The following is a 23,637-nucleotide window of genomic DNA, read 5'->3' as shown; positions in this document are numbered from 1 at the left end:
TGCGCGGCTATTCGGACTCCAGCATGGCCCGCAGCAGGGGAATGGTGATGGCGCGCTGGGTGCGCAGGGCGAAGCTATCCAGTTGGTCCAGCAGCTGCATGAGGCTGCCCAGATCGCGCGAGAAGCGCTTGAGCATGTAGTCCATCACATCGTCGCCCAGGAAGATGCCGCGCGCGTCGGCCTCCTGGCGCAGCACGGCGCGGCGCTCGGCCTCGCCCAGCAGGTGCAGCTGAAAGATGTGGCCCCAGCCCAGGCGGCTGCGCAGGTCGTCGCGCAGCGGCAGGTCGGCCGGCGGCGTCTGGCCGGCGGCCAGCACCCAGCGGGGCTCGCCCACGGCGGGGCTGATGGCATTGACGAACCAGTTGAAGGCGGCGGCCTGCTGGGCCGTGTTGTACAGGTGCACCTCGTCCAGCAGCACGGCGGACCAGCGGTCGTCGAACGCCGTGGGCTCGGCCACCGAGGCATCGAGCCAGCCGACCGAGGCGCCCTGCTCGCGCAGCGCCTCGCGCACGGCCTCCAGCAGGTGAGTCTTGCCGCTGCCCGACTCGCCCCAGAGATAAGTGGGCACCGGCGAGCGCAGCACCTCGACGGCGCCGTCGCCCACGGCCAGCCGCAGGTGCTGCAGGGCCGCCTCGTTGGTGCCGGCAAAGAACCGGGACAGCGTGGGCCCGGTGGCCAGGCCGATGTCGAGCGCGAGCTGCTTCATGCGCCGCGCCCCGGCATGGCGCACCACACGCGCCGCGCACCCGGACCGCAGCGGCAGGCGCGGTGCGGGACGAAGGGCGGCAGTGGGGGGCGAGGCGGCATGGAAGTGGGAATGGCAAAGGGCCGGATGGCAGGGCGCGCGGGACACGCCGGCGCGAATTTTAGTCTGCCGCGGCGCCCCGTCCGGCCATGGCGCCACAGGCCACCCGCGGCCACGCCATCCGCCGGCCCGCGGGGGCATTGGCGGGCAAGGCGGGCGGGGCCTTTAAAATCCGCCGCTCCAGCCCGCCGCGCGGGCCCACCAGCACTCACGAACCCTTCCATGAGCTCCTCCGACTCCTCCACCCCCATCTCCTACAAAGACGCTGGCGTCGACATCGATGCCGGCGACGCGCTGGTCGAGCGCATCAAGCCGCTCGCCAAGAAGACCATGCGCGAGGGCGTGCTAGCCGGCATCGGCGGTTTCGGCGCCCTGTTCGAGGTGCCCAAGCGCTACCAGGAGCCGGTGCTGGTGAGCGGCACGGACGGCGTGGGCACCAAGCTCAAGCTGGCCTTCGAATGGAACATGCACGACACCGTGGGCATCGACCTGGTGGCCATGAGCGTGAACGACGTGCTGGTGCAGGGTGCCGAGCCGCTGTTCTTCCTCGACTACTTCGCCTGCGGCAAGCTGGACGTGGACACGGCCGCGGCCGTGGTGGGCGGCATCGCCCGGGGCTGCGAACTGTCGGGCTGCGCCCTGATCGGCGGCGAGACGGCCGAAATGCCCGGCATGTACCCCGCCGGCGAGTACGACCTGGCCGGCTTTGCGGTCGGCGCGGTCGAAAAATCCAAGATCCTCACCGGCAAGACCGTGGCGGCCGGCGACGTGGTGCTGGGCCTGGCCTCGGCCGGCGTGCATTCCAACGGCTTCAGCCTGGTGCGCAAGTGCATCGAGCGGGCCGGCGAGTCGGTCCCCGCCACGCTGGACGACAAGCCGTTCAAGCAAGCCGTCATGGAACCCACGCGCCTGTATGTGAAGAACGTGCTGGCCGCGCTGGCCAAGCACCCTGCGCCGCAGGATGCGGCATCGGCCGGCGGCATCAAGGCCCTGGCCCATATCACGGGCGGCGGCTTGCTGGAGAACATTCCGCGCGTGCTGCCCGAGGGCCTGGCCGCCCACCTGAAAGCCGGCAGCTGGCCGCAGACCGAGCTGTTCGCCTGGCTGCAGAAGACGGCCGGCATCGACGACATCGAGATGAACCGCACCTTCAACAACGGCATCGGCATGGTGGTGGTGGTCTCGGCGTCCGAGGCCGAAGCCACGGCCGCCACGCTGCGCTCGCTGGGCGAGACGGTCTACACGATCGGCACCATCGCCGAACGCGGCGACGGCGCGCCCGTGGTGGTGGGCTGACCCCCTCAGCCGCACCCCGCCGCCCATGATGGAGCCGCTCGCACCGCACGACGTTCCGCCCTCCGCCGCCGGCCCCGTGCGGGCGGCCCCCACCGAGCCCGGCCCGGCCGGAGCCGGCGTGCCTGCGGGCACCGCAGCGGCGGCCCCTTCCCAGGCCTTGGCCACTCCCCCCGCCCGGCCCCGCGGCGTGGTCACGGCCAGCTACGTGCTCATGGCCGCAGCCCTGCTGCTGGTGATGTGGCAGGGCCTGCTGCCCGGCCTGCTGTGCGCCTGCCTGGGGTTTCTGCTCACGCGCTGGCTGGCGCCGCGCCTGGCCTGGCCGCCGGGGCGCAGCGTGCACCGGCCGTCCGGCAGCGGCGCCACGGCGGGCCAAGTGATCGCGGCGGCCGTGGTCATGCTGGCGCCGCTGTCGCTCATCGTGCTGGCGGCCTCGCATTCGCGCAGCTACATCGTCGAGGCACCGCAGCAGTACCGCGAACTGCTCGACTTTCTCGCCCGCACGGTGCTGGAGCTGCGCCTGAAGCTGCCGCCCGACATCGCCTCGCACCTGCCCGAAGGCGCGGTGGAGATCCAGCGCACCATCGCCGGCTACCTGGGCGCCAAGGCGGGCGCGCTGGCCATGGCCGGCCGCGCGTGGCTCAGCGGCCTGCTGCATGCCTACGTGGGCCTGCTGATCGGGGCCCTGGCCGCCGTGCGCACGCTGGACGGGGCCCGCGGACCACTGGCCGAGGCGCTCTCGGCGCGCATCACCTGGTTCGGCGAGGCCTTCCGCCAGATCGTGGCGGCGCAGTTCTGGATCGCGGCGTTCAACACGCTGCTGACGGCGATCTTCCTGCTGGGCGTGCTGCCGCTGTGGGACCTGCAGCTGCCCTACACGCCCGCGCTGATCACGCTCACCTTCCTGGCGGGGCTGGTGCCGATCGTCGGCAACCTGCTGTGCAACGCGGTCATCACCATCGTGGGGCTGTCGGTGTCGCCGGCCGCGGCCATCGCCTGCCTGGCGTTCCTGATCCTGATCCACAAGGCCGAATACGTCATCAACGCCAAGGTGGTCGGCCAGCGCACCCACATGGGCGTGTGGGAACTGCTGGCGGTGATGTTCGTGGCCGAAGCGGTGTTCGGCCCGGCCGGGCTGGTGGCGGCGCCGCTGTTCTACGCGTACCTCAAGAAGGAACTGCAGGCAGCGCAGCTCGTCTAGTGCGTGTTATGCACTTTTCTCAGTGAGAGCAAAGCCGTGAGCAGCGTTTGCGGATGCCCCGCGAGCCGTACCCAAGGGACGTCAGCGATGAAGAATGGAGCTTCGCGGCACCCTATCTGCCCCTGATGGACCGGCACGCTCCCAGCGAGGGCACGATCTGCGGGAAGTCTTCAATGCCTGCACTGGCTGTTACGCGCGGGACCGCCCTGGCGGATGCAGCCCCATGGTCCCGCCGCCCTGGGAGGTGGTCTATCAGCACGCCGGCGCTGGTTGGACGCGGGTTGCTTCGAGGCGATGGTCTCGAACTGCGCTCCATCATTCGCGTGGCGCAGGGTCGCCAAGGCCAGCCCAGCGCCGTGGTGATGAATGGGCGCACGTGCAGATGAGCGCGGCAGCAAGGTTCACATGGCCGTGGACACGCTGGGGCACCTGCTGGCGGTGCCTGTCACGCCGGCTGACGAACAGGAGCGTGCCCAGCTGCACCGCCTGTGCAAGGACGTGACGCAGGCCACGGGCCGCACAGTGCAGCGTGCCTGGGCGGACCAGGGCTACACGGGTGTAGGCTGCATCAAAGGCGGCGCAGGACAACGGGATCGACCTGCAGACCATGACGTTGCCGGAGGCGAAGAAGGGCTTCGTCTTGCTGCCCCGGCGCTGGGTGGTGGAGCGCAGCTTCGGCTGGCGGGCGAGATTCCGCAGGGCTCTCGCGGGACTGCGAGCGACTGCCCAAAGTGCCCGGCGGGCTACCGTTCCTTGTCTTTGCGATGCTCATGCGGCCCACCACCGCAAAAGTGCTGGCTCGGGCAGGAAGTTCATCACACGCTCCAGGCCGCGCGTTCAGGCAGATCTTCCAGGCAGCGCGGACCTGCGCCTGGCAGCGGAGCCCTGCCCTGCCACCCGCACCTCCATCGCGGCCCGCCCCCCGCGCGCAAAGCCCATGTCACAAAACCGCCCCACGGGTTTGTGCCGAGCCAGCGCCTTCCACTCCAGCATTACGCTTGTCCGGCGCGCCACGCAGCCCGTGGGACGGCGTGCAGCGTCCCACGACCCCAATCGCTTGCCTCAAAGGGTTCCCATGACCATCGCAAGAAAACTGGCCCTCCTCCTGCTGAGCGCCATTCTCGGCATCGCGGTGATGACGGCGTGGTTCCTGATCTCCGAGCGACAGCTCATCCTGCAAGAGCGCCAGACCGGCGTGCGCCAGGTGGTCGAGGCGGCGCACGGCATCGCTACGCACTTCCATGACCTGAGCACCAAGGGCGGACTCTCCGACGAAGAGGCCCGCAAGCGCGCGGCCGCTGCCATCCAGGCACTGCGCTACAGCGGCAACGAATACGTCTGGATCAACGACATGCACCCTCGCATGGTGATGCACCCGGTGCGCCCCGAGTTGAACGGCAAGGACCTGACCGACAACAAGGACCCCAACGGCAAGCCGCTGTTCATGGAATTCGTGCGCACCGTACAGGCCAGCGGCGCAGGCTTCGTGCCTTACCTGTGGCCCAAGCCCGGCAGCGAAGCGCCGGTCGAGAAGACGTCGTACGTCAAGGGTTTCGCGCCCTGGGGCTGGGTGATCGGATCGGGCGTGTACATCGACACGGTCAACGCCGCCATCTGGCAGCGCGCCCTGGGGTTCGGCTTGGTGGCGGCGCTGCTGGGGGCTGCGCTGCTGGTGATAGGCACCTTGATATCGCGCAACCTGCTGCGCCAATTGGGCGGCGAGCCCGGGTACGCACGCACCATTGCCCGCAGCATTTCGGAGGGTGATCTGTCGGTGGCGGTGGACACGCGCCAGGGCGACCACTCCAGCCTGCTGCTGGACATGCAGGCCATGCGCGATAGCCTGCACCGCATCGTGCAGCGCGTGCGCGACGGCACCGAGCACATCGCGGGCGCCTCGCAACAGATCGCCGCCGGCAACCACGACCTGTCGGCCCGCACCGAATCGCAGGCCAGCGCGCTGGAGCAGACTGCCGCCTCCATGGAGGAGATGACCTCCAACGTGAAGCAGAACGCGGACAACGCCCGGCAGGCCAGCGTGCTGGCGCAATCGGCGTCCGACGTGGCGCGCCAGGGCGGCACGGTGGTGGACAAGGTGGTGCAGACCATGGGCTCCATCGATGCGTCGTCGCGCAAGGTGTCCGAAATCACCGGGGTAATCGAAGGCATCGCGTTCCAGACCAACATCCTCGCCCTGAACGCAGCGGTCGAGGCAGCGCGGGCCGGCGAACAAGGGCGTGGCTTCGCGGTGGTGGCCACCGAAGTTCGCAGCCTGGCGCAGCGCTCGTCCGAGGCGGCCAAGGAGATCAAGGCGCTGATCAGCCACTCCGCCGAGCAGGTGAAGGCCGGCACCCAGCTGGCGCAGGAAGCCGGCACGACCATGCAGAACCTCGTGGACAGCGTGCTGCGCGTGTCCGCCGTGATCGAAGACATCAGCCAGGCCAGCCGCGAGCAGACCGACGGCATTGAGCAGATCAACGAAGCCATCTCGCAGATGGACCAAGGCACGCAGCAAAACGCCGCCCTCGTCGAGCAGGCCACCGCCGCTGCCGCCTCGCTGCAGCAGCAGGCCAACGAACTCAAGCAGGTGGTGGCGGCCTTTCACCTGTACCGGGCCGCGGAAGGCTCGGAAGGTTCAGGGCAAGGCACGGGGCAGGCTGTGCTGCGTCGGCCGGGGCCGGCCCGTCGGCAGTTGAACTGACGCCAGCGCTCGCTGCGGTGGTGGCACCGGCCCACACCAGGGTGTCCAAGAAACGTTATTTGCTATTTTTTTAATAGCACTCAGCACATATAGATCTAGGGCATCAGCCTCTTTTCACCATCAATCCCTCATGGCGCCGGTGGGAACTGCCGCACCACGAACGCCCAGATCAGCGCGGAGGCGTCCGGGCCGTCCGGATCGCTGTAGGGCACGCTGGCCAGGCCGCCGCTCCAGGCATGCCCCAGGCCCAGGATTTCGCGCAGCGCCACCACGGTGCGGCCCTGCCGCTTGAACTCGGTCAGGCGCGTGGTGTGCCGCTTGCCGCGCTGCTGCATGCGCGCGGCGCCGGCCTTGGCGCCCAAAGCCTGCGCCCACAGCTCGGCCGTGGCGCAGGCGTTGCGGGGCGACACCACGCCGTCGGCCTCGCCGTGCAGCACCAGCAGCGGGGGCAAGGGCAGCGGGCCTTCGGGCGGGGGCGGTCCCATGCCCAGCACCGGGGGCGCAGGCTCGGGCAGCAGGGCCTCGCGGCGCCCGCTCATGGCGGCCAGCGCCTGGGCGGACGACTCCGCCGTGCCCGGCGCTACGCCCGAATGCATGGCCACCGCGCAGAACCGTTCCGGATAGCGGGCCGCCAGCAGCACCGCCATGCACGCGCCGGCCGACAGGCCGGCCACCGCCACGCGCGTGAGATCGACCGGATGGCGCCGCGCCACCTGCTCCACCGCCGCCATGAGCGTGGCCGCTTCCGCGTGGGCCTTGCCGTTGCGGTGCGAGAACCAGTTCCAGCAGCCCTGCGCGTTGGCGATGCGCTCCTGCTCGGGGTACAGCACCAGAAAACGCTCGCGGGCGGCGAGCCGGTTCATGCGCGAACTGGCGGCCAGATCGGCCCCCGTCTGCCCGCAGCCGTGCAGCATCACCATCATGGGGAGCTTTTCGCCCGCGCCCAGGGCCAGGCCCGGGGGAATGTGCAGGTGAAAGCGCCGCGCGCCGGCCGGGCCGGGGGCGATGCCGCCGATCCATTCGCCGGCCCCGGGCGGCACTTTGCGCGGCGCCCGGGCCTTGGGGGTGGCGGCATTCACCAGCGACAGCAGGGGCTTGGCGGCCGCCTTCACCCGCGCGGGGCGCGTGGCGCGGGCCAGCGCCTTCAGGTTGCGCTGGTAGGCCCGGGTGAAAACGGACAGGGAGAACAGGCGGGAGCTGCGGGGCATGGGCGGTCGTCCAATCGGCGGGGTAGCGGGTTCACCATACCAGTTTTGTTGCAGTGCAGCATTTTTTAGGCCTGCCAGAACTGGAATTGGGCGCCATGGCCTACAACCCCGCCGGCCGCGTGCCATCGAAGCATGTCCTGAAATGATCGATCCCTGGCCGCCCCGGGCCGGACGCGGGCCGCCGCCGCTTTCAAAATCAGCGCCATACTCCACCACCCATCGAAGCGCCCCCATGAAAACCTGTCTCATAGTGATCGACGCGCAGGAATCGTTCCGCCAGCGGCCCTATTTCACCGCGCAGAGCCTTCCGCCCTACCTGGCCGCGCAGAACGCACTCATCGAGGGCTGCGTGGCCCGGGGCGTGCCGGTGGTGCGCATCTTCCACAGCGACGGCCCCGCCGATACCGGCAACCCGTTCGCCATCGAGTCCGGCCATGTGCGCCCGCTGGAGGGGCTGGCGCCGTTCGACGCCGCCGCCACCTTCACCAAATCGCGCCACAGCGCGCTGGTGGACACGGGCCTGGCCGTCTGGCTGACGCAGCACGGCATCCAGCGCCTGATCGTGAGCGGCATCCGCACCGAGCAGTGCTGCGAGACCACCACCCGCCATGCCTCCGACCTGGGCTGGCAGGTGGACTACGCCCTCGATGCCACGCTCACCTGGGACATGGTGCAGCCCGACGGCCGCACGCTCACCGCCGCCGACATCCGGGACCGCACGGCCACCGTGCTGCAGGACCGCTTCGCCACCGTGTGCACCGCCGCCCAGGCGCTGGAGCGCGCGGCCGCCGCGGCCTGATCCCTCCCCCTCCCCCTCCCCCTCCTCCGCCCCGTCCACCCCGCCCCTCCGCCATCACGACGAAAGAACACCCGCCATGCTGGAACTGCGCCCCACCTGCGAACACTGCAACACCGCCCTGCCGCCCGCCTCGCCCGACGCGCGCATCTGCAGCTTCGAATGCACCTTCTGCGCCGACTGCGTGGACCACGTGCTCGGCAACGTGTGCCCCAACTGCGGCGGCGGCTTCGCCCCGCGCCCGATCCGGCCGGCGCACAACCACAAGGGCAACAACTTCCTGGGCAACGACCCCGCCAGCACCGTGGTGCGCCACCGGCCCGTGGACCCGGCCGCCCACGCGGCCTTTTCCGCCGCCCTGCGGCAGATTCCGCCCGCACAGCGATGAGCAGCGGCCCCGGCGCGCCCATCCACGTCTTCTTCGCGCTGCTGCCCGGCAGCCTGGTGCTGGACTGGGCCGGGCCCGCCGAGGCGCTGCGCATCGCCAACCAGGTGCTGCAGGCGCGGGGCGGGCCGCCGGGCTTCGTGCTGCACTTCGTCAACCCGGCGCCCGAATCGGTCACCTCGGTCGGCGTGTCACTGACCGGGCTGGCGCCGCTGCCGGCCACGCTGCCGCAGCCCGCCTGGGTGGTGCTGGTGGGCCTGCCCGGGCAGCGCATCGACGTGCAGCGCAGCGAGGCGCGCGAACTGCTGCACTGGCTGCGCGGCCTGCGGCTGGCCACGGGCCGCCTGGAACTGGTGACGGTGTGCGCCGGCGCCGTGCTGGCCGCGCACGCGGGGCTGCTGGCCGGCCGGCGCGCCACCACGCACCACCAGCACCTGGCCGAACTGGCCGAGGTGGAGCCCTGCTGCGACGTGGTGGCCAACCGCGTCTTCGTGGCCGATGGCGCCCTGCACACCAGCGCGGGCGTGACCACGGGCATCGACCTGGTGCTGCACCGCATCGCCGATGCCTGCGGCCCGGCCATCGCCGCCGAGGTGGCGCAGACCATGGTGGTGGCGCTGCGGCGCGGCCCGCACGACCCGGAAATGTCGCCCTTCCTGCACCACCGCAACCACCTGCACGGCGCGCTGCACCGCGTGCAGGACGCGGTCGCCCAGCAGCCCCAGGCCGACTGGAGCGTGCCCGCCATGGCCGAGGTGGCGCACGCCTCGCCGCGCCACCTCACCCGCCTGTTCCTGGACCACGCCGGCATCGCGCCGCTGCAGTACCTGCGCCGCATCCGCCTGGCCACTGCCGAGGCCGCGCTGCGGGCGGGGCGCAACGTGACCGAGGCGGCGGCGCTGGCGGGGTTCAGTTCGGATACGCAGCTGCGCCGGGCGTGGAAGCAGTTCGGGCGGGGTGGGACGCCGTCGCAGCTCGGGGGAGCGGGTGGCCGCGCAGGGCCGCCGGGCCTCTAGAGCGCGCGCCTGCGTCCGGGGCGGCCGCTTTCGGCGGGTTGCTGGCACGGGGTGCAGGGCAGCGCCACCCGGTCGTCGGCGAAAGGCTGTTCGCAAAGGGCGTGGGAGCGCCAAGCGGGGGCCGCTGCTGACTCGGGCCTTGTGAAGGGCATACTTTGCCAACGGCCCAGCCGCTCACTGCTGTCATCCACCATGCCACAGACCCAACCCACACCCCTCTCCATCCGATCGCGCCTGCGGGGCGCGGTCTACGGCCTGCTCGTTGGCGATGCGCTGGGGGTGCCCTACGAGTTCTCCAATGCCGCAGAACTGCCGGAACTCCGCTTGATCGAGATGGCACCGCCCGATGGATTTCGCCGCGCCCATCCGGGAGTGCCTGCAGGCACCTGGAGCGATGACGGAGCGCAAGCACTGCATCTGCTGAAGGTTCTTCTCGATGGAGACCACGCACTGGAAAGCAGGTTCGCTGATGGCTTGCAGTCCTGGCATTCCTCCGGTGAACTGACACCCGATGGCCGCGTGTTCGACATCGGCATCCAGACGCAGGAAGCCTTGGCGAACCTCCGGCGAGGTGTGCCGCCCAGCCAGAGCGGCCCTTGCGAAGAGAGGAACAATGGAAATGGGTCGCTCATGCGGGTGCTTCCCGCGGCCTTGCTTCCCGCTGCAGACGACCGGGTCCTGATCGACCGCGCGAGAAGGCAAAGCCTTCCCACCCATGGGCACCCGAGGTCGCTGCTCGCGTGCGCGTTGGCGACCTTGGTATCCGCCCGCCTTCTCAGGGGCCTCTCGTTCGTGGAGGCGCTCGACGGGGCCCAGGAGCACCTCGAAGAGAACACATCCGAATCCGAGCGATTTGAACTTCGCATCCTTTTGAACGGGCGGTTTGATCCCCTGAGCGGAAGCGGGTATGTGGTGGACTGCCTTTGGTCGTCCGTTGCAGCCGTCCTTCGCACGCGCAACTTCGAAGACTGCGTGCGGTGCGCGATCGGTTTTGGCAACGACACCGATACCACCGCCTGCGTCGCGGGGGGATGGGCGGGACTGCTCTATGGCGAGCAAGGCATTCCGCTGCGATGGCGCGAGCAGCTTCAAGGAAAGCCCCTCGTCGAGCCCTTACTCGACCGCCTGCTCGCCGCCTGGGAGTGATTCCTGCCAGAACCGGCAAGGAAAAAGAAGGCGCCAAGGCGGCGGCTCGCGGAAAGATCCGGCGCTTAAGGAACACCGCCCTTCACCACACCGGGCCCCTGATCGGTGAGGCAAAATGCCCCACCCCGCCCGACCCTGAAATGCCGTGCCGAGTGCAACAATCGGGGCCGGGTTCGGCACCCGCCTCGGCGCCGACGAAACCACCGGAAAAGCATTTGGAGGCCATGCACCTCACGATTGATCTTTTCACGCAATCGCCAGGAAGTGCTCAGAAAATGGATTGGTTCCCTATCGTCTTCATTGCGTTCAAGGTCATCGTGCTCGGAACGGGCATGTTTTTAGCCATCAAGTGGCACCACGATCAAGGCAAGAAGAAGAAGAAAAAATAATACCGGCCGGGTTGCACCCTTGACGCCCCCGTTGGGTCCAACGGCATCGCCCGCAAGAGGCGTTGTTTCTAATTCGGTCCGATAAGAACGATCCGCGCCCAAAGGTTTTTTGACCCGCAGCCATCGCCGGCTGAATGGCGCTGCAACGTGAGGTTCGAAAACGAATGGGGTGCCAGCCCTTCCCCACCGACCGTGGGCGCTTCGGACTCCCACTTAGTTCGGACCGTCCACCATCAGCCTCAGGTTCTGCACTGCCGCGCCCGCCGCGCCTTTGCCCAGGTTGTCCAGCACCGCACTCAACACGATCTGCCCCGTGCGCTCGTTCCATGAGACGGCCAGGCCCATGTCGTTCGATCCGTTGTGGACCTGCGGGTCCCGTTCGGTCATCGGCTCGGCCGACATCGGCAGCACGTGCACATGCGCCGCATCGCGGTACCGCTGCGCCAGGCATTCGTGGATGCGTGCGCCCGAAGCCTGTGCGGGCAGCATTCGCGCATGCAACCCGATGGTGAGCACGATGCCCTGACGGTAGCTGCCGTAAGCCGGCACGAAGAGAGGCCGCTCCGTGAGGCACGCGTAAGCCTGGATTTCCGGCACGTGCTTGTGCTCCAGGGCCAGGCCGTAGACCGTGAGCGAATGCGCGCCCAGTCCCGCCTCGTGCGCTTCGGCCCCCGCCCGGCCCATGCCGGAATAGCCGGAGACGGCATGGATGGTGAGCGGATAGTCGACGGGCAGCAGGCCCGCATCCGTCAAGGGCCGCAGCAGGGCGACTGCGGCGGTGGGGTAGCAGCCCGGGTTGGTGACCCGCGACGCCTTGGCGATGCGTTCGCCTTGATGCGCATCCAGTTCCGGCAGGCCGTACACCCAGCCAGGGCTGGTGCGGTGGGCGGAGCTGGCGTCGATGACGCGCACGCCGGGGTTGTCGATCATCGCGACCGCCTCGCGCGCCGCGGCATCGGGCAGGCACAGGATGGCGATGTCGCAATCGTTGATCGCCGCCTTTCGCGCGGCCGGGTCCTTGCGCAAGCCCGCAGGCAAGGTGTGGATGCGAAATTCCGAGCCCTGGAGCCGGTTCTGCAGGTCCAGGCCCGTGGTGCCCTGGTCGCCGTCGATGAAGATTTGGTGGTTCATGGAACGCGATCGTAGGGAGACCGCCTCGATGGCTCCAGCGAAATATCGGCAACCCCAAGTTAAGAAAAATTAAACTGCCGACATGCGAGAACTGAGCCTGGACCACTTGCGCACCCTGGTTGCCATCGCCGATCTCGGCTCCCTGGCCAATGCGGCGCGCGCCCTTCACCTGGCGGCCCCCACCGTCACCGTGCAGATCGCGGAGCTGGAGTCGCGACTGGGCGGCCAGTTGCTCGTTCGCGGGCGGGGGCCCGCGCAACCGACGGCCCTGGGCGAGCGGTTCATCGCGCGGGCGCGCCGGCTGCTGGCGGATGCGGACGACGCCGTCGAAGACGTTCGGCGCCAGCTCGCCGGCCAGACGGGCCGCGTGCGCGTTGGGGCCTCGACCGGCGCCATCGCGCACCTGCTGCCGCCAGCGCTCGAGCGCCTGGCCCGGCAACACCCCGGGGTCGATGTGAACGTGCAGGTGCTGACCTCCAACGAAAGCATGGCCCGGCTCGCGGCCGGCAGCCTGGACCTGGCGGTGGTGGCGCTGCCGCAGCCGGCCGTTCGCGGCGTGCAGGTCACGCCCCTGCGGCGCGAGGCGGTGGTCGCCTTCCTGCCATCGGCCTGGAAGGCGCCGCAGCGGCTCACGGCGCAATGGCTGGCGGAGCGGCCGCTCATCATGAACGACGCCTCCACCCGCCTGTACCGGCAGACCGCGGAATGGTTCTCGGCAGCAGGCGTCCATTGCCGGCCCCGCATCGAGCTCAACTACAACGACGCGATCCGCACGCTGGTCGCCGCCGGCTACGGAGCGGCGCTGCTGCCGCAGGAATCGTACGAGGCCACGCGCGACCCACGCATCGCCATCCGCCCGCTCCGCCCGGCGCTGTGGCGGCAGCTCGGCCTCGCCGTGAGCGACCGGGGGGCCAGCGGGCCGACGCGTTTCGTGCTGGAAGCGTTGCTGCCGGAGAAGGACCCGGCGGCTTGAGCCGGCACTGAGCGCCGTTCGTCGGGCGGCGATGGCAACGGGGCGAAACACCGGACAGCTGCCGGGCGCCAGCACGGCGTGGCCGGTGGATACTGCGCACCGCCGCCTTTTCAGCAGCCCTCCTCCACCCGCTTTTCTGCACCCTGCTTTTCCAGCCTTTTTATGGACCATCCGCTCGCATCGCCCACCCCACGCCATCGCGCCGTGCTGGTGGCAGGCATCGCCCTCTGCATCGCCCTGGGACTGGCCTCGCGCCGGTGGCCCGGCGTGCTGTTTCCCAAAGCGCTGGGCAAGTACCCCGGCGATGCGCTGTGGGCGCTGATGGTGATGTTCGGCTGGGCCTGCCTCTGGCCGCGCATGGCCCTGGGCCGGCTGGCCCTGCTGGCGCTGGCGACTTCGTTTGCGGTGGAGTTCTCGCAGCGGTACCAGGCACCGTGGATCAATGCGATCCGCAGCACCACGCCGGGCCACCTGGTACTGGGGTCGCGGTTCAACGCGATGGATCTGGCGGCCTATGCCGTGGGCGTGGTGGTCGGCCTGGGGCTCGACGGGCTTTACCGGGCCTGGCTGCGCCGAAGGACTGGAAGCCAGGCTGCACGTCCCGATTGAGCGGCAGGGAGGCTCTGCGCGAAGGCCCCTGCCCGTCCGGATGCCCGCAAGCCTGGCTCACTCAGTCGAACAGCCCCGGCGTCACCGGCCCCTGGCGGGCCACCGGCGCCTCACGCGCGGCCTGCTCGGTCAGCAGGTTGCCCACGCGCACGCCCAGCAGCCGCAGCCGCTTGTCCAGCGGCACGCGCTTGAGGCACTGCCCGGCCGCCCGGCGGATGGTGGCCGCGTCCTGCGTGGGATGGTCGATGGTGAGGTCGCGCGTGGCGATCTTGAAGTCGTCGTAGCGCAGCTTGATGCCGATGGTCTTGCCCACGTAGCCCTTGCGCTGCAGGTCGCCGGCCACGCGCTCGCACAGGTCGGTGAAGATGCGACCCAGTTCGGCGCGGTCGCGCACGGCGTGCAGGTCGCGGTCGAAGGTGGTTTCGCGGCTCATGGAGACGGGCTCGCTTTCGGTCACCACGGGGCGGTCGTCGCGGCCCCAGGCGGCCTCGTGCAGCCAGGCGCCGCTGGCCTTGCCGAAGTGGCGCACCAGCCAGTCGCGCGGGCGCGCGGCCAGCTCGCCCACCGTGTGAATGCCATGGGACTGCAGCTTGGCGTCGGCCTTGGGGCCGATGCCGTTGATCTTGCGGCAGGCCAGCGGCCAGACCCGGGTTTCCAGGTCGCCTTCGTGGACGATGGAAATGCCGTTGGGCTTGTTGAACTCGCTGGCCATCTTGGCCAGGAGCTTGTTGGGCGCCACGCCGATCGAGCAGGTCAGGCCGGTGGCGTCGAGGATGCTTTTCTGGATGAGCCGCGCGAGCGACCGGCCGCCATCGCGCTGGCCGCCCGGCACGTGCGTGAAGTCGATGTACACCTCGTCCACCCCGCGGTCTTCCATGACGGGCGCGATGGACACGATCACTTCCTTGAACATCCGCGAAAAGCGCCGGTACGAGGGAAAGTCCACCGGCAGCAGGATGGCCTGTGGGCAAAGGCGCGCGGCCTTCATGAGCCCCATGGCCGACCCCACGCCGAACTGCCGCGCGGGGTAGGTGGCGGTGGTGATGACGCCCCGCCCCACATAGTCCTTGAGCAGCGGGAAGGCCGCGACGGGAATCTCCGCCTCGCGGCCGGCGTACTCGGCCACCAGGGCCTCGTCCTGCGCCCGCCGGCCACCACCGATGACGGCGGGCAACCCTTTGAGCTGCGGGTAGCGCAGCAACTCCACCGAGGCATAGAACGCGTCCATGTCCAGGTGGGCGATGCGGCGTGGCAGGGGTGCGGCGGGCTCTTCGGGGGCGGTCACGTCCGCCATTGTCCACGCGCTCCCCGCCAGCTGCGCGGGCCCGCCGGGATGCCCCCGCAAGCACCTGCGCGCTGGGCGATCAGCGCACGCGCAGCGCGCCCGGCTGGCCGTGGCCGGCCAGGCGGAACACGGCCACCGTGTCCACCAGTTGCTGCGCCTGCGCCTTGAGGCTTTCGGCCGCGGCGGCGCTTTCCTCCACCAGCGCCGCATTCTGCTGCGTGACCTGGTCCATCTGGCTCACGGCCTCGCCGACCTGGGACACGCCCGAACTCTGCTCGGCGGTGGCGGCGCTGATCTCGCTCACGATGTCGCTCACGCGCTGGATCGACGACACGATCTCGCTCATCGTGGTGCCAGCCTCGTCCACCAGGGCCGTGCCGCGCTCGACGCGCTCCACGCTGTCGGTGATGAGGGCCTTGATCTCCTTGGCTGCATCGGCCGAGCGTCCGGCCAGGCTGCGCACTTCGCTGGCCACCACGGCGAAACCCCGGCCCTGCTCGCCGGCGCGGGCGGCTTCCACCGCGGCGTTCAGCGCCAGGATGTTGGTCTGGAAGGCGATGGAATCGATCACGCTGATGATGTCGGCAATGCGGCGCGAGCTGTCGTTGATGCCCTTCATGGTCTGCACCACCTGGCTCACGACCTCACCGCCGCGCACCGCCACGCCGGAGGCGCTGCGCGCCAGCTGGTTGGCCTGCTGCGCGCTGTCGGCGTTGTGCTGCACGGTCGAGCCCAGCTCTTCCATCGACGCGGCGGTTTCTTCCAGCGAGCTGGCCTGCTCTTCGGTGCGCTGGCTCAAATCGGCATTGCCCTGCGCGATCTGCACGCTGGCGTTGGCCACACTTTCGGCATTGCCACGCACCGAATCCACCACCGCGCTCAGCCGGTCGTTCATGGTGGCCAGGGCCTGCAGCAGGCGCGCGATCTCGTCGCGGCCCTCGGTGCGCACGTTGGTGCTCAGGTCACCCTGCGCCACGGCTTCGGCCAGTTGCACGGCCACGGCCACCGAGCGCGTCGTGGCGCGGGTGACGATCCACATCACCCAGGCCGCCAGCGCGGCCAGCAAGGCCACGGCGGTCACCATCAGCAGCATGTCCCGGCGCAGCGCCTGGATCCGGGTGCCCAGCGTGTCGCTCAGCACATCGAACGACACGGCCACGAGCGCGAACTGGGTGTCGATGATGCGGGTCATCTGCGCCACCCACTGCGTGGAAGGCATCGACAAGGTGGCCGCCTGCACGATGTTGTCGTCCGCGAGCTTGAAGCCCTCTTCCGCCGCCGCCAGCGCGGCCTTGCGTGCGGCTTCCACTTGCGGCGGCAGTTTGCCGCCCGAGGCCAGCTCGAGCGTCTTGCGGGCATCACCGTAATGCTGGCGGGCCCGGTCGGCCAGGGTTTCGATGCGCGCGCGCTCTTCGGGCGATGCGTCGCCGCGTGCGAGCACCAAGGCCCCGCGCGCCCGCATCTGGCCCAGGGATTCGGTCAGGTGCGGCAGATGGGCCAGAGCAGCCCGCTGAAGAAAATAGCTGGCGGGCTCCGAATCCAGGGAGATGCCCGAGCTGTTGGCCACATCGTCGATCAGCCCCAGTTCGCTCGCCACCAGCGCGGCATGGCGGGCATTGCTTTGGGCACCCGTGATGGATTTCGCCCCCACGCCCGCGACCAGGGTGCGCCAATCGCCCGACAACGCGTCCAGCTTGGCGGACAGCTCCCGGTCCTGCAGTCCGGTAGCGGCCGCCTGGGCCCGCACGATCGCGGCTTCGACCTCGGACTGCTTGGCCTGGCGCGGCGTGTTCAAGGAGGCATCGCCGCCCAGGAAAGCCGCCGACAAACCGCGGTGCTGCTGCGTGAGCTGCACCAGCTTGAGCAGTTCCTTGGCGGGGGCGATGCCCAGGTTTTCACGCTCCACCGTGCGCAGGGTGTCCCAGTTGAGATGCACCAAAAGGGTGGTGGGAATGGCGAACATGAAGAACGCCAGTGCGCCGATAAGCAAGAACTTGCGCGAAATCCGGAGGTTGTTGATCCAGTGGGTCATAGGTCTTCACTGGCAACAGCGTCACCAGTTGTAAAAATTAAAACAACACGGATTTGATAGAAACATCCAATACCGGGCCGTAGGAGAACGCCTTATTTCGCCGATTACCAGCTAAATTTAGCGATTCCATCATTTTATTGATTCAGCCGGACGCACGCCGACAGCTGACGCATTAGGCGTACAGATACACAAAGATACCAAAAAATTTGACTTTTCACCAGATCGGTGCACTCGCAATGAGCGCACCGCCTTGGTGCCAGTCAGCGCACAGTGATGATGTCCCGGTGCATGGGGGCCAGCAGCGCCAGCAGCCGGCTTTGCTGGGTGAACGCGATGCCCTGTTCGTCCATGGCATCCTGAAGCAACTCCACCAGGACGTTGAAGTCGCGCTTTCGGATGGGCAAATCGGCATGCGCCGACTTCATGTCGGCCCCTTCGTAGCGGCACGGGCCGCCGGAGAGCACGCAGATCTGGTCCGTCAGACTGTCCTTGAGCGCCTGGGGCTTGGTCTCCTTGAACAGGGGGCCGATGCGCTCGTCCTTGAATGCCCGGTCCACCAGGCCATTCATGATGCGGGCGATGCCGGGCTTGCCGCCCAGCGCGTCGTAAAGGCCTTCGGGCGCGGCAGTGGCCGGCACCGCAGCAGACGCCGCGGCCCCGGGTGGCGTGGCACCAGCGGCAGGCTGCTGCGCCGCAGCGGGCACGGCCGTGGCGAGGGCTGCGGCCAGCGCGAGCGCCAGGGCGGCGGCGCGCGGCGCGCGGCATGGCGGCACCGCGAATCGGGGGGTGGCAGGGATGGGCATGGGGCCTCCTCTCGTCTTTCGGCCAGCGGCTCAGTACGCGGCCTGCACCGACAGGTACAAGCCGTTTTGCCGGCGGTAGCCCGTCACGCCCGGCACGATGAGGCCCAGGTTGACGTAGGCCAGGGTGATCGACATGTGCTTGTTGGGCGCCCAGGCGATGAACAAATCGCGCCAGTCGTCCTCGCGCAGCGCGGCGCCCAGTCCCGCCGAGGCGCCGATCGCCTGCAGGTTGTTGGGCTTGAAGCGGTATTCGGCGCCGATCGCCAGGTCACGGCGCAGCAGGTAGGCCACGGAGAATTCGGGCTGCAGGCTGCGGCGGCTGCGTCCCGGGGCCGAGCCGCCGAAGCCCAGCAGGCCGTTCTGGTTGGCGTTGGTGGAGCGCAGCGTGGCGCTCAGCACCAGATTGCGGTCCAGCAGCAGTTTGGTGGCGGTCACGTAGACATCGGTGCCGCTCGTGTCGGCCCCCAGGAACTCGATGACCCTGCTGGCCGAAGCAGGGTGCAGCCGCTTGTGCTCCACGCCCACCGCCACCTGCGGCATGGCGCTGTCGGCCTCGAGCACCGCATCGCCGAGCAGGCGGACCTTGACCCCGACGATGTCCATCTTGAGGTGCAGATCGGGCTCGACGCCGAATGCCGCGATGCCGTTCAGCGCGACGGCGGGGGCGGCATCGAAATCCTGCTTCGCCACCGACACCTCCACCCGCTCGTTCCAGCCCATCGCCGCGCCGTAGCTGGTGAGGCCGTAATCGCGCGTGCGGGTGCGGGTGGTGAAGGCGCTCATGCCGATCTCGCCCTCGGTGGCATTCGAGCCCACCACCGCCCAGGGGGTGAGCCCGCCGCCGGCCGAGCCGGAGATGCTGCTCACGCCGCCCGTCAGCAGCAGCTTGCCGGTTTCAGCCCGCGCCGTGCTGGCGGCGGCCAGCAGTGTGCAAAGTCCGGTGGTGCATGCCACCGTGGAGATCCAGTGAATGGGGTGCATGGGGGTCCGTCCGCAAAGGAGCGCCAACCTGCGCTGTAGCAGAGTGTTACCTAAATCGACGCCCGACGAAACCCCCATTCCGCAAAGCAGAATATGAGGCCGTTTCGCTACAGCATGCGTTCGATCAGCGCGCCCGTGAACAGCACCGGCCCGGTCGGGCCCTTGTCGCCCGGCACGCCGCCCTGCGGCTCCAGGCTGATGGCCAGCGTGGGCACGTTCTTCACCGCGCTCTCCGGCGTGGCCAGCGTGAGCAGCGCCTGCGGCCCCAGCACGCCGAGCGAGCGCGGACCGCCGCCGGGCGGCAACGCCCACAGCTGCAGCGAATGGTCGCTGCCTTCCTGGAAACCGCCCACGCGCTGCAGCACCAGCGCGTTCTTCTGCGCATCGAACGTGACAAGCATGGACGGCGCGGCTTTCGCATCGGCCAGCACCGCCACGTAGCGCACCTGCGGCGTGGCCGCCAACTGCTGGCGCAACTGCGCGATCTGCGCCCCGCTGTCCTGCTGGAGCCGCTGGTGCGTCTGCAGCCCGACGACCACGGCGGCCACCGTGGCCAGCGCGCCCAGCGCCGCAGCCCCGCGCCACAGGCGCACGCTGCGCAGCCATCCACCAGAGCCCGCACGGTGGCCGTCGCCCTCGGCCCGCGCCGGGACGGCCCCCTGCCGCGCCGCGCGCATGGCCTCGCGTTCCTTTTCGGCCTGCACCAGGTTGTGGATGCGCAGCCACACTTCGGGCGGCGGGGCCTGCTCGGCCTGCAGCTCGGTCAGGCCGGACCAGCGCGATTGCCACACCAGCGCCGCCGCCCGCACGCCGGCATGCTCGCGCGCCAGGGTCTCGAAGCGGCGCCGCGCACCGCCGCGCAGCGTGCCCAGCGCATAGGCGGCCGCTAGGCGGTCCAGCAGTTCAGGGGATTGCGAAAGATTCATGGCAGCACCTCACGCATAGCGCGACAGGCAGTCGCGCAGCTGGCCCAGCCCCCGGCGGATCCACGTCTTGACCGTGCCCAGCGGCAGCTTCAGCTGCTCGGCCAGCTCGCCGTGGCTCAGGTCGCGCAGGTACGCCAGGCTGACCACTTCGCGGTGGCGGTGCTCCAGGCGGCCCAGGCATTGGTGCAGCGCGGTCGCCTGCTCGCTGGCTTGCGCGATGTCCGCCGGCGATGGCTGGTCCGCCTGCAGTGTCTGCGCCAGTTCGTCATCGAACTCCTGCGTGAGCTGCGCCCGGTCGGCCGTGCGCCGGCGCAGAAAGTCCAGCGCCCGGCTGCGCACGATCAGGCCCATCCACGCCATCGGCGGGCTCAGGGTTTCGCGGTAGCTGCCGGCCACGCGCCAGATGGTGAGGTAGGCCTCCTGCAGCACGTCCTCGGCCCACTCGCGGTTGCGCAGCACGCGCAGGGCCACGCCGAACAGGCGCGACGACGTGTGGTCGTACAAGCGCTTGAGGGCGGCATCGTCGCGTCCCGCGACCTGGTCAATGAGGGCCATCAGTTGGGTGTCCGTGAGGGAGGTGCTCATGCACGCATTGTGTGAGAAAAAGTGCGGTCTCAGCCATGCAGCGGAATACGGTGGGTGTGGGTTGGCGGATACAAAGCCCTGCTTCGGACAAGGACTCTGAATCCGATCGGCCACGGCCGGCGTATGAAGGACACCTGCGGCACGCAGCCCTCGTTCCCGACCCACCAGGAGACAGCATGCGAGACAACCGATCCAAGGCCCTTCCCTTCGGCGACCTGCGTTCCATGAAGCGCCGTGCCACCTTCGCTGCCGGCGCGCTGCTGCTGGCGGCCGGCGCGTTCTACGCCAGCAAGAGCGCAGTGGCGCACGAACTGCCGGCCGCGGGCGCGGCCGTGCAGGCGGTAACTGGCTGATCGCCCGGCGCCCACCGGGGTTGCCTCGCTAGCGGTCAGCCGCAGCCCCGCCCTGCCAGGAGTCGCTAGACTCTTCCATCGCCATCTGGGTTAAGGCTTCCTTCGCCTGGGCGGCGCGGTTGCGCTTTTTCAGATGGGCGTCGCGCATCAGCAGATACTTGTCCAGGGCCACTTGGTCCACCCATTCGCTGGCCCCCAGATAGTTGGCACGCTGGCTGACCACCTGGACGGCGGTCAGGCTGTTCTTCACAGAGACGCTGGAGATCTGGTTCTTCGGGTTGCCCAGGCCATCGACCTGCGATGCGAACACGTCCCTTGCATTGGACGGGCCGAAGAGCGGCACCACCAGATACGGCCCCGTGCCCACGCCCCAGGTGTCCAGGGTCAGGCCGAAGTCTTCCTTGCGGTGCGGCATGCCCCAGCCGCTGGCCACGTCCACCAGGCCGAGGACGCCTACCGTGGTGTTCGTGCCGAAGCGCGCGAGGGTCGTCATGCCCTCGCCCACCCGTCCCTGCAGCATCAGGTTGACTGACGACCACGGGTTCTGCCAATTGGAAAAGAAGTTGTTCACGCCCGTTTGGGCCACGTCGGGAACCACGGTTTTGTAGGCCTTGGCGGCCGGCTGCAGGACGACCTGGTCCACGCCTTCGTTAAAGGAAAAGATCTTGCGGTTGACGGGCTCCAGCGGGTCCGGCTGCGCCAGGGAGGCGCATCCGGTACTGAGGACCGCCAAGGCGCAGACGGCATACCGGGCATTCGGCATGCGGCGATTCCAGGGTGCTGAGGGATGCAGGCGAGAGGGCATTCGTACCTCCGGTGACAGTGGGTGATGGAGACTTGAGGGATGGAGTGCATCGCATCCCATGGGCCGCCATCGTCACCGCGCCCGCATTGCTGAATCCTTACTGGCCGGGGCCGGGCGCCGATGCGTGCGTCACGCGCACTTCCAGCCCCACCGCGCCGTTGCGCGCTTCGATGGTCCAGCCATGGGCGGCGACGATCTCCTGGCAGATCGACAGGCCCAGCCCGGCCCCTTCGTCGCGCCGGGACGCACCCCGCCAAAAGCGCTCGCAGAGCTTGTCCAGGTGCTCCGGCGCCACCCCCGGCCCTTCGTCGGACACCACGAACCCCCGGCCATGCACCTGCAGCCGCACCACGCGATGCGGCGGGCTGTGCTGGATGGCGTTTTCCAGCAGGTTCTTGAGCAGCGTGAAGAGCGCGCCCCGGTCGGCATCCCAGAGTCCCACGCCCTCGTCGAAAAACAGCGCGATCTGCACCTGGCTGCGCTCGGCCACGCGGTCCATGAAATCGCTGGCCTCCAGGATCGCGGAGCGCGGGTCGCACCGCTCGATCCGATAGTTGCGCTGCTCGCTGGCCTCGGCCAGGTGGAGCAGCTGCTGAACCTGTCGCGCCATGCGGTCGATGTCCTGGAGCAGGTAGCGGTTGTGCTCGCTGCCACCGCCCCTGCCACCGCCTTGGCCGCCCAGTTCCACCTGCGCGCGGATCAGCGACAGCGGGGTCTTCAATTCATGCGCGGCGTTCGCCAGGAACTCCTGCTGCGTCTGAAACCCCAGCTGCACGCGGTCCAGCGCCCGGTTGAAGGCATCGACCAGCGGCACCAGTTCGCTGGGCAGATCGCCCAGCGCCAGCCGGTCGCCCAGGGACTGCGGCGTGATGCGCTGCGCCTGCAGCGATGCGATGCGCAGCGGCTCGAGCACCCGGCGCAGCGTCAGGTGCATGGCAATCACGAAAGTCACGAGGAACGTGAGGCAGGTGGCCACGATGCCCTTGCGCAACGCCGGCAACCCGATGCTGTGCTGCAACAGCAGAACGATGCGGTCGCTGATGGCGAACTGCACGTACCACAGCCGGTCGGGCCGCTGCAGGGGCACCGTGGCGGCATGCATCGCCACGCCGTCGCGCTGCAGCGCGAAGCCCTTGCGCTGCGGATCGAACCCCAGGCCCTCGGGCGCCAGCGGGAATCTTTTCCCGTCGGTGGTGTAGAACACCGCGCCGTGCGGATCGACGATGCGCAGCACCACCTCTTCGCTCAGGCTGGCGAAGGGCCATTCGTCGATGCGGGATCGGTCCAGGCCCACGGGCAGTCCCGCGCCGTCGAAGCGGATGATCCTGGCGACCGACTCGGCCCGCTCGATCACGCTGTGCTGCAGCATGTACCGCTCCAGCGGTTCGAGCAGCACCATGACGACGGCCATGACCAGCCCGCCGCTCAGCAGTATGCCGGCCACGTACAGCAGCAGCAGGCGCCCGCGAAAGCTACGGGGCCAGTGGCTTTTCGCGGACGGCATATCCATGGGTCCTGGTATTGGAGATCTGAACGCTCGACCCCACGGCCACGAGCTTGCGTCGCAGCCGGTGCAGCGCCACGTCCAGCGCGTTCGGCGTGACGGCCTCGGCGATGCCCCAGGCGGCGGCCTCCAGCTCCGAGCGGCGCACCACCTGGCCGGCCTTGCGCAGCAGGCACAGCATGATCTGCACCTCGGTGAGCGGCAGCGCAACGGTTTCCCCGCCGCACACCAGGCACCCCCGGCCCGCGTCCAGGCGCAGGTCGCCGTACACCGGGTCCAGCGCCTTCAGGTGGGAGGGCCGCCGCAGCAGCGCCCGCACCCTGGCGATCAGCTCCTCCATGGGAAACGGCTTGGTCAGGTAGTCGTCCGCGCCGGATTCGAGGCCGTCGACCCGGTCGTGCAGCGCGTCCCTGGCCGTCAGCATCAGGCAGGGCACGGTCTGGTCCCCCGCGCGCAGCCGCCGCACCAGCTGCAGGCCGTCTCCGTCAGGCAGCCCCCGGTCGATCACCAAGGCGCCGTAGGGAATGTCGCGCAGTGCGAGCCAGGCCGATTCGATGTCGGAAAAGGCATCCACGGCAATGCCGGCCCCCGCCATGGCCTGGCGGATGAGATCGGCCAGCCGTTCGTGGTCTTCTACCAGTGCGATGCGGTTCATCCTCGGGTCCATCCAAAAATACCTGGCGGCCTGCGCGCGGCGCAGGCCCCGAAAA

At 69.2% G+C, this 23,637-nt stretch carries 23 protein-coding genes and 1 pseudogene; 12 read left to right on the top strand and 12 right to left on the bottom strand.

The genetic code is table 11. The annotated features are described in order from the left end of the window. Positions 1–7: 7 nt before the first annotated feature. Positions 8–706 (bottom strand): DnaA regulatory inactivator Hda, encoded by a 699-nt coding sequence (gene hda, locus AVTE2539_RS04255; protein WP_272548576.1) that lies wholly within the window; start codon positions 704–706, stop codon positions 8–10. A 321-nt stretch (positions 707–1,027) separates the two neighbouring features. Between hda and purM the strand changes: the two genes are divergently transcribed. The 4 genes and pseudogenes from purM to AVTE2539_RS04235 all read left to right on the top strand — a co-directional run bounded on the left by purM (position 1,028) and on the right by AVTE2539_RS04235 (position 6,000). Continuing rightward, positions 1,028–2,101: a phosphoribosylformylglycinamidine cyclo-ligase gene (gene purM / locus AVTE2539_RS04250; RefSeq protein WP_284408473.1), complete on the top strand. Its 1,074-nt coding sequence runs from the start codon at positions 1,028–1,030 to the stop codon at positions 2,099–2,101. 211 nt (positions 2,102–2,312) lie between these two features. Beyond that, positions 2,313–3,299: an AI-2E family transporter gene (locus AVTE2539_RS04245; RefSeq protein WP_372588278.1), complete on the top strand. Its 987-nt coding sequence runs from the start codon at positions 2,313–2,315 to the stop codon at positions 3,297–3,299. 53 nt (positions 3,300–3,352) lie between these two features. Further along, a pseudogene (locus AVTE2539_RS04240) lies at positions 3,353–4,114 on the top strand (IS5 family transposase); the annotation flags it as partial. A 260-nt stretch (positions 4,115–4,374) separates the two neighbouring features. Beyond that, the gene (locus tag AVTE2539_RS04235; protein ID WP_284408471.1) at positions 4,375–6,000 is read left to right on the top strand and encodes a methyl-accepting chemotaxis protein; all 1,626 of its coding nucleotides are present in this window, start codon (positions 4,375–4,377) and stop codon (positions 5,998–6,000) included. A gap of 128 nt (positions 6,001–6,128) precedes the next feature. On the opposite strand, the gene AVTE2539_RS04230 is transcribed toward AVTE2539_RS04235, so the two are convergent. After that, positions 6,129–7,208 (bottom strand): extracellular catalytic domain type 1 short-chain-length polyhydroxyalkanoate depolymerase, encoded by a 1,080-nt coding sequence (locus AVTE2539_RS04230; protein WP_284408470.1) that lies wholly within the window; start codon positions 7,206–7,208, stop codon positions 6,129–6,131. Positions 7,209–7,440: 232 nt separating this feature from the next. Here AVTE2539_RS04230 and AVTE2539_RS04225 point away from each other — a divergent pair, with 232 nt between their 5' ends. The 5 genes from AVTE2539_RS04225 to AVTE2539_RS04205 all read left to right on the top strand — a co-directional run bounded on the left by AVTE2539_RS04225 (position 7,441) and on the right by AVTE2539_RS04205 (position 10,940). Next, complete coding sequence (locus AVTE2539_RS04225) at positions 7,441–8,007, top strand: cysteine hydrolase family protein (RefSeq protein ID WP_284408469.1); 567 nt, start codon at positions 7,441–7,443, stop codon at positions 8,005–8,007. A 76-nt stretch (positions 8,008–8,083) separates the two neighbouring features. Next, on the top strand, positions 8,084–8,392 hold the full coding sequence (locus AVTE2539_RS04220; protein ID WP_272564472.1) for a DUF1272 domain-containing protein: 309 nt from the start codon (positions 8,084–8,086) through the stop codon (positions 8,390–8,392). Then, positions 8,389–9,405 carry a GlxA family transcriptional regulator gene (locus tag AVTE2539_RS04215; protein WP_284408468.1) on the top strand — a complete coding sequence of 339 codons (1,017 nt, stop codon included), beginning with the start codon at positions 8,389–8,391 and terminating at the stop codon, positions 9,403–9,405. The genes AVTE2539_RS04220 and AVTE2539_RS04215 overlap by 4 nt, the downstream gene beginning before the upstream one ends. 192 nt (positions 9,406–9,597) lie before the next feature. Then, positions 9,598–10,551: an ADP-ribosylglycohydrolase family protein gene (locus AVTE2539_RS04210; protein WP_284408467.1), complete on the top strand. Its 954-nt coding sequence runs from the start codon at positions 9,598–9,600 to the stop codon at positions 10,549–10,551. Continuing rightward, on the top strand, positions 10,548–10,940 hold the full coding sequence (locus AVTE2539_RS04205; RefSeq protein ID WP_284409480.1) for a hypothetical protein: 393 nt from the start codon (positions 10,548–10,550) through the stop codon (positions 10,938–10,940). Before AVTE2539_RS04210 ends, AVTE2539_RS04205 begins: the two co-directional genes overlap by 4 nt. 213 nt (positions 10,941–11,153) lie before the next feature. On the opposite strand, the gene argC is transcribed toward AVTE2539_RS04205, so the two are convergent. Further along, positions 11,154–12,071: an N-acetyl-gamma-glutamyl-phosphate reductase gene (argC, locus tag AVTE2539_RS04200; RefSeq protein WP_284408466.1), complete on the bottom strand. Its 918-nt coding sequence runs from the start codon at positions 12,069–12,071 to the stop codon at positions 11,154–11,156. 82 nt (positions 12,072–12,153) lie between these two features. Here argC and AVTE2539_RS04195 point away from each other — a divergent pair, with 82 nt between their 5' ends. Continuing rightward, the gene (locus tag AVTE2539_RS04195; protein ID WP_284408465.1) at positions 12,154–13,044 is read left to right on the top strand and encodes a LysR family transcriptional regulator; all 891 of its coding nucleotides are present in this window, start codon (positions 12,154–12,156) and stop codon (positions 13,042–13,044) included. 162 nt (positions 13,045–13,206) lie between these two features. Next, a complete protein-coding gene (locus tag AVTE2539_RS04190) occupies positions 13,207–13,653 on the top strand; it encodes a ribosomal maturation YjgA family protein (protein ID WP_284408464.1) in 447 nt (148 codons plus the stop codon). Positions 13,654–13,714: 61 nt separating this feature from the next. Here the strand turns inward: AVTE2539_RS04190 and AVTE2539_RS04185 are convergent, their stop codons facing one another. From AVTE2539_RS04185 to AVTE2539_RS04160, 6 genes are all read right to left on the bottom strand, one after another. Then, complete coding sequence (locus AVTE2539_RS04185; protein ID WP_284408463.1) at positions 13,715–14,947, bottom strand: DNA polymerase Y family protein; 1,233 nt, start codon at positions 14,945–14,947, stop codon at positions 13,715–13,717. Between the two features lie 70 nt (positions 14,948–15,017). After that, entirely contained in the window at positions 15,018–16,970 is a 1,953-nt protein-coding gene (locus AVTE2539_RS04180; protein WP_284408462.1) for a methyl-accepting chemotaxis protein, read from the bottom strand. Between the two features lie 260 nt (positions 16,971–17,230). Then, on the bottom strand, positions 17,231–17,773 hold the full coding sequence (locus AVTE2539_RS04175; RefSeq protein ID WP_284408461.1) for a group I truncated hemoglobin: 543 nt from the start codon (positions 17,771–17,773) through the stop codon (positions 17,231–17,233). A gap of 30 nt (positions 17,774–17,803) precedes the next feature. Further along, the gene (locus tag AVTE2539_RS04170; protein ID WP_284408460.1) at positions 17,804–18,754 is read right to left on the bottom strand and encodes a DUF3034 family protein; all 951 of its coding nucleotides are present in this window, start codon (positions 18,752–18,754) and stop codon (positions 17,804–17,806) included. A 107-nt stretch (positions 18,755–18,861) separates the two neighbouring features. Then, positions 18,862–19,680, bottom strand: coding sequence for an anti-sigma factor (locus AVTE2539_RS04165; protein ID WP_284408459.1), 819 nt, complete (start codon positions 19,678–19,680; stop codon positions 18,862–18,864). A gap of 9 nt (positions 19,681–19,689) precedes the next feature. Next, a complete protein-coding gene (locus AVTE2539_RS04160; RefSeq protein ID WP_272564487.1) occupies positions 19,690–20,265 on the bottom strand; it encodes an RNA polymerase sigma factor in 576 nt (191 codons plus the stop codon). Positions 20,266–20,441: 176 nt separating this feature from the next. Here AVTE2539_RS04160 and AVTE2539_RS04155 point away from each other — a divergent pair, with 176 nt between their 5' ends. Then, positions 20,442–20,618, top strand: a complete 177-nt coding sequence (locus AVTE2539_RS04155) for a hypothetical protein (protein WP_284408458.1) — start codon at positions 20,442–20,444, stop codon at positions 20,616–20,618. Positions 20,619–20,646: 28 nt separating this feature from the next. Here the strand turns inward: AVTE2539_RS04155 and AVTE2539_RS04150 are convergent, their stop codons facing one another. The 3 genes from AVTE2539_RS04150 to AVTE2539_RS04140 form a co-directional block, all read right to left on the bottom strand. Beyond that, a complete protein-coding gene (locus AVTE2539_RS04150) occupies positions 20,647–21,381 on the bottom strand; it encodes an MlaA family lipoprotein (RefSeq protein ID WP_284408457.1) in 735 nt (244 codons plus the stop codon). Positions 21,382–21,520: 139 nt separating this feature from the next. After that, positions 21,521–22,933: a sensor histidine kinase gene (locus AVTE2539_RS04145; protein ID WP_284408456.1), complete on the bottom strand. Its 1,413-nt coding sequence runs from the start codon at positions 22,931–22,933 to the stop codon at positions 21,521–21,523. Continuing rightward, positions 22,896–23,582: a response regulator transcription factor gene (locus AVTE2539_RS04140; RefSeq protein WP_284408455.1), complete on the bottom strand. Its 687-nt coding sequence runs from the start codon at positions 23,580–23,582 to the stop codon at positions 22,896–22,898. Before AVTE2539_RS04140 ends, AVTE2539_RS04145 begins: the two co-directional genes overlap by 38 nt. Positions 23,583–23,637 lie beyond the last annotated feature (55 nt).

This window comes from Acidovorax sp. SUPP2539, from assembly GCF_030158975.1.
Classification (GTDB): domain Bacteria; phylum Pseudomonadota; class Gammaproteobacteria; order Burkholderiales; family Burkholderiaceae_C; genus Paracidovorax.
This window is presented reverse-complemented; position numbering and strand designations above follow the sequence as displayed.

What these genes read in the sequence shown, in the direction of transcription:
- hda (WP_272548576.1), bottom strand. Translation starts at nt 706, where the DNA reads ATGAAGCAGCTCGCGCTCGACATCGGCCTGGCCACCGGGCCCACGCTG.
- purM (WP_284408473.1), top strand. Translation starts at nt 1,028, where the DNA reads ATGAGCTCCTCCGACTCCTCCACCCCCATCTCCTACAAAGACGCTGGC.
- AVTE2539_RS04245 (WP_372588278.1), top strand. Translation starts at nt 2,313, where the DNA reads ATGGCCGCAGCCCTGCTGCTGGTGATGTGGCAGGGCCTGCTGCCCGGC.
- AVTE2539_RS04235 (WP_284408471.1), top strand. Translation starts at nt 4,375, where the DNA reads ATGACCATCGCAAGAAAACTGGCCCTCCTCCTGCTGAGCGCCATTCTC.
- AVTE2539_RS04230 (WP_284408470.1), bottom strand. Translation starts at nt 7,208, where the DNA reads ATGCCCCGCAGCTCCCGCCTGTTCTCCCTGTCCGTTTTCACCCGGGCC.
- AVTE2539_RS04225 (WP_284408469.1), top strand. Translation starts at nt 7,441, where the DNA reads ATGAAAACCTGTCTCATAGTGATCGACGCGCAGGAATCGTTCCGCCAG.
- AVTE2539_RS04220 (WP_272564472.1), top strand. Translation starts at nt 8,084, where the DNA reads ATGCTGGAACTGCGCCCCACCTGCGAACACTGCAACACCGCCCTGCCG.
- AVTE2539_RS04215 (WP_284408468.1), top strand. Translation starts at nt 8,389, where the DNA reads ATGAGCAGCGGCCCCGGCGCGCCCATCCACGTCTTCTTCGCGCTGCTG.
- AVTE2539_RS04210 (WP_284408467.1), top strand. Translation starts at nt 9,598, where the DNA reads ATGCCACAGACCCAACCCACACCCCTCTCCATCCGATCGCGCCTGCGG.
- argC (WP_284408466.1), bottom strand. Translation starts at nt 12,071, where the DNA reads ATGAACCACCAAATCTTCATCGACGGCGACCAGGGCACCACGGGCCTG.
- AVTE2539_RS04195 (WP_284408465.1), top strand. Translation starts at nt 12,154, where the DNA reads ATGCGAGAACTGAGCCTGGACCACTTGCGCACCCTGGTTGCCATCGCC.
- AVTE2539_RS04190 (WP_284408464.1), top strand. Translation starts at nt 13,207, where the DNA reads ATGGACCATCCGCTCGCATCGCCCACCCCACGCCATCGCGCCGTGCTG.
- AVTE2539_RS04185 (WP_284408463.1), bottom strand. Translation starts at nt 14,947, where the DNA reads ATGGCGGACGTGACCGCCCCCGAAGAGCCCGCCGCACCCCTGCCACGC.
- AVTE2539_RS04180 (WP_284408462.1), bottom strand. Translation starts at nt 16,970, where the DNA reads ATGACCCACTGGATCAACAACCTCCGGATTTCGCGCAAGTTCTTGCTT.
- AVTE2539_RS04175 (WP_284408461.1), bottom strand. Translation starts at nt 17,773, where the DNA reads ATGCCCATCCCTGCCACCCCCCGATTCGCGGTGCCGCCATGCCGCGCG.
- AVTE2539_RS04170 (WP_284408460.1), bottom strand. Translation starts at nt 18,754, where the DNA reads ATGCACCCCATTCACTGGATCTCCACGGTGGCATGCACCACCGGACTT.
- AVTE2539_RS04165 (WP_284408459.1), bottom strand. Translation starts at nt 19,680, where the DNA reads ATGAATCTTTCGCAATCCCCTGAACTGCTGGACCGCCTAGCGGCCGCC.
- AVTE2539_RS04160 (WP_272564487.1), bottom strand. Translation starts at nt 20,265, where the DNA reads ATGAGCACCTCCCTCACGGACACCCAACTGATGGCCCTCATTGACCAG.
- AVTE2539_RS04155 (WP_284408458.1), top strand. Translation starts at nt 20,442, where the DNA reads ATGCGAGACAACCGATCCAAGGCCCTTCCCTTCGGCGACCTGCGTTCC.
- AVTE2539_RS04150 (WP_284408457.1), bottom strand. Translation starts at nt 21,381, where the DNA reads ATGCCGAATGCCCGGTATGCCGTCTGCGCCTTGGCGGTCCTCAGTACC.
- AVTE2539_RS04145 (WP_284408456.1), bottom strand. Translation starts at nt 22,933, where the DNA reads ATGGATATGCCGTCCGCGAAAAGCCACTGGCCCCGTAGCTTTCGCGGG.
- AVTE2539_RS04140 (WP_284408455.1), bottom strand. Translation starts at nt 23,582, where the DNA reads ATGAACCGCATCGCACTGGTAGAAGACCACGAACGGCTGGCCGATCTC.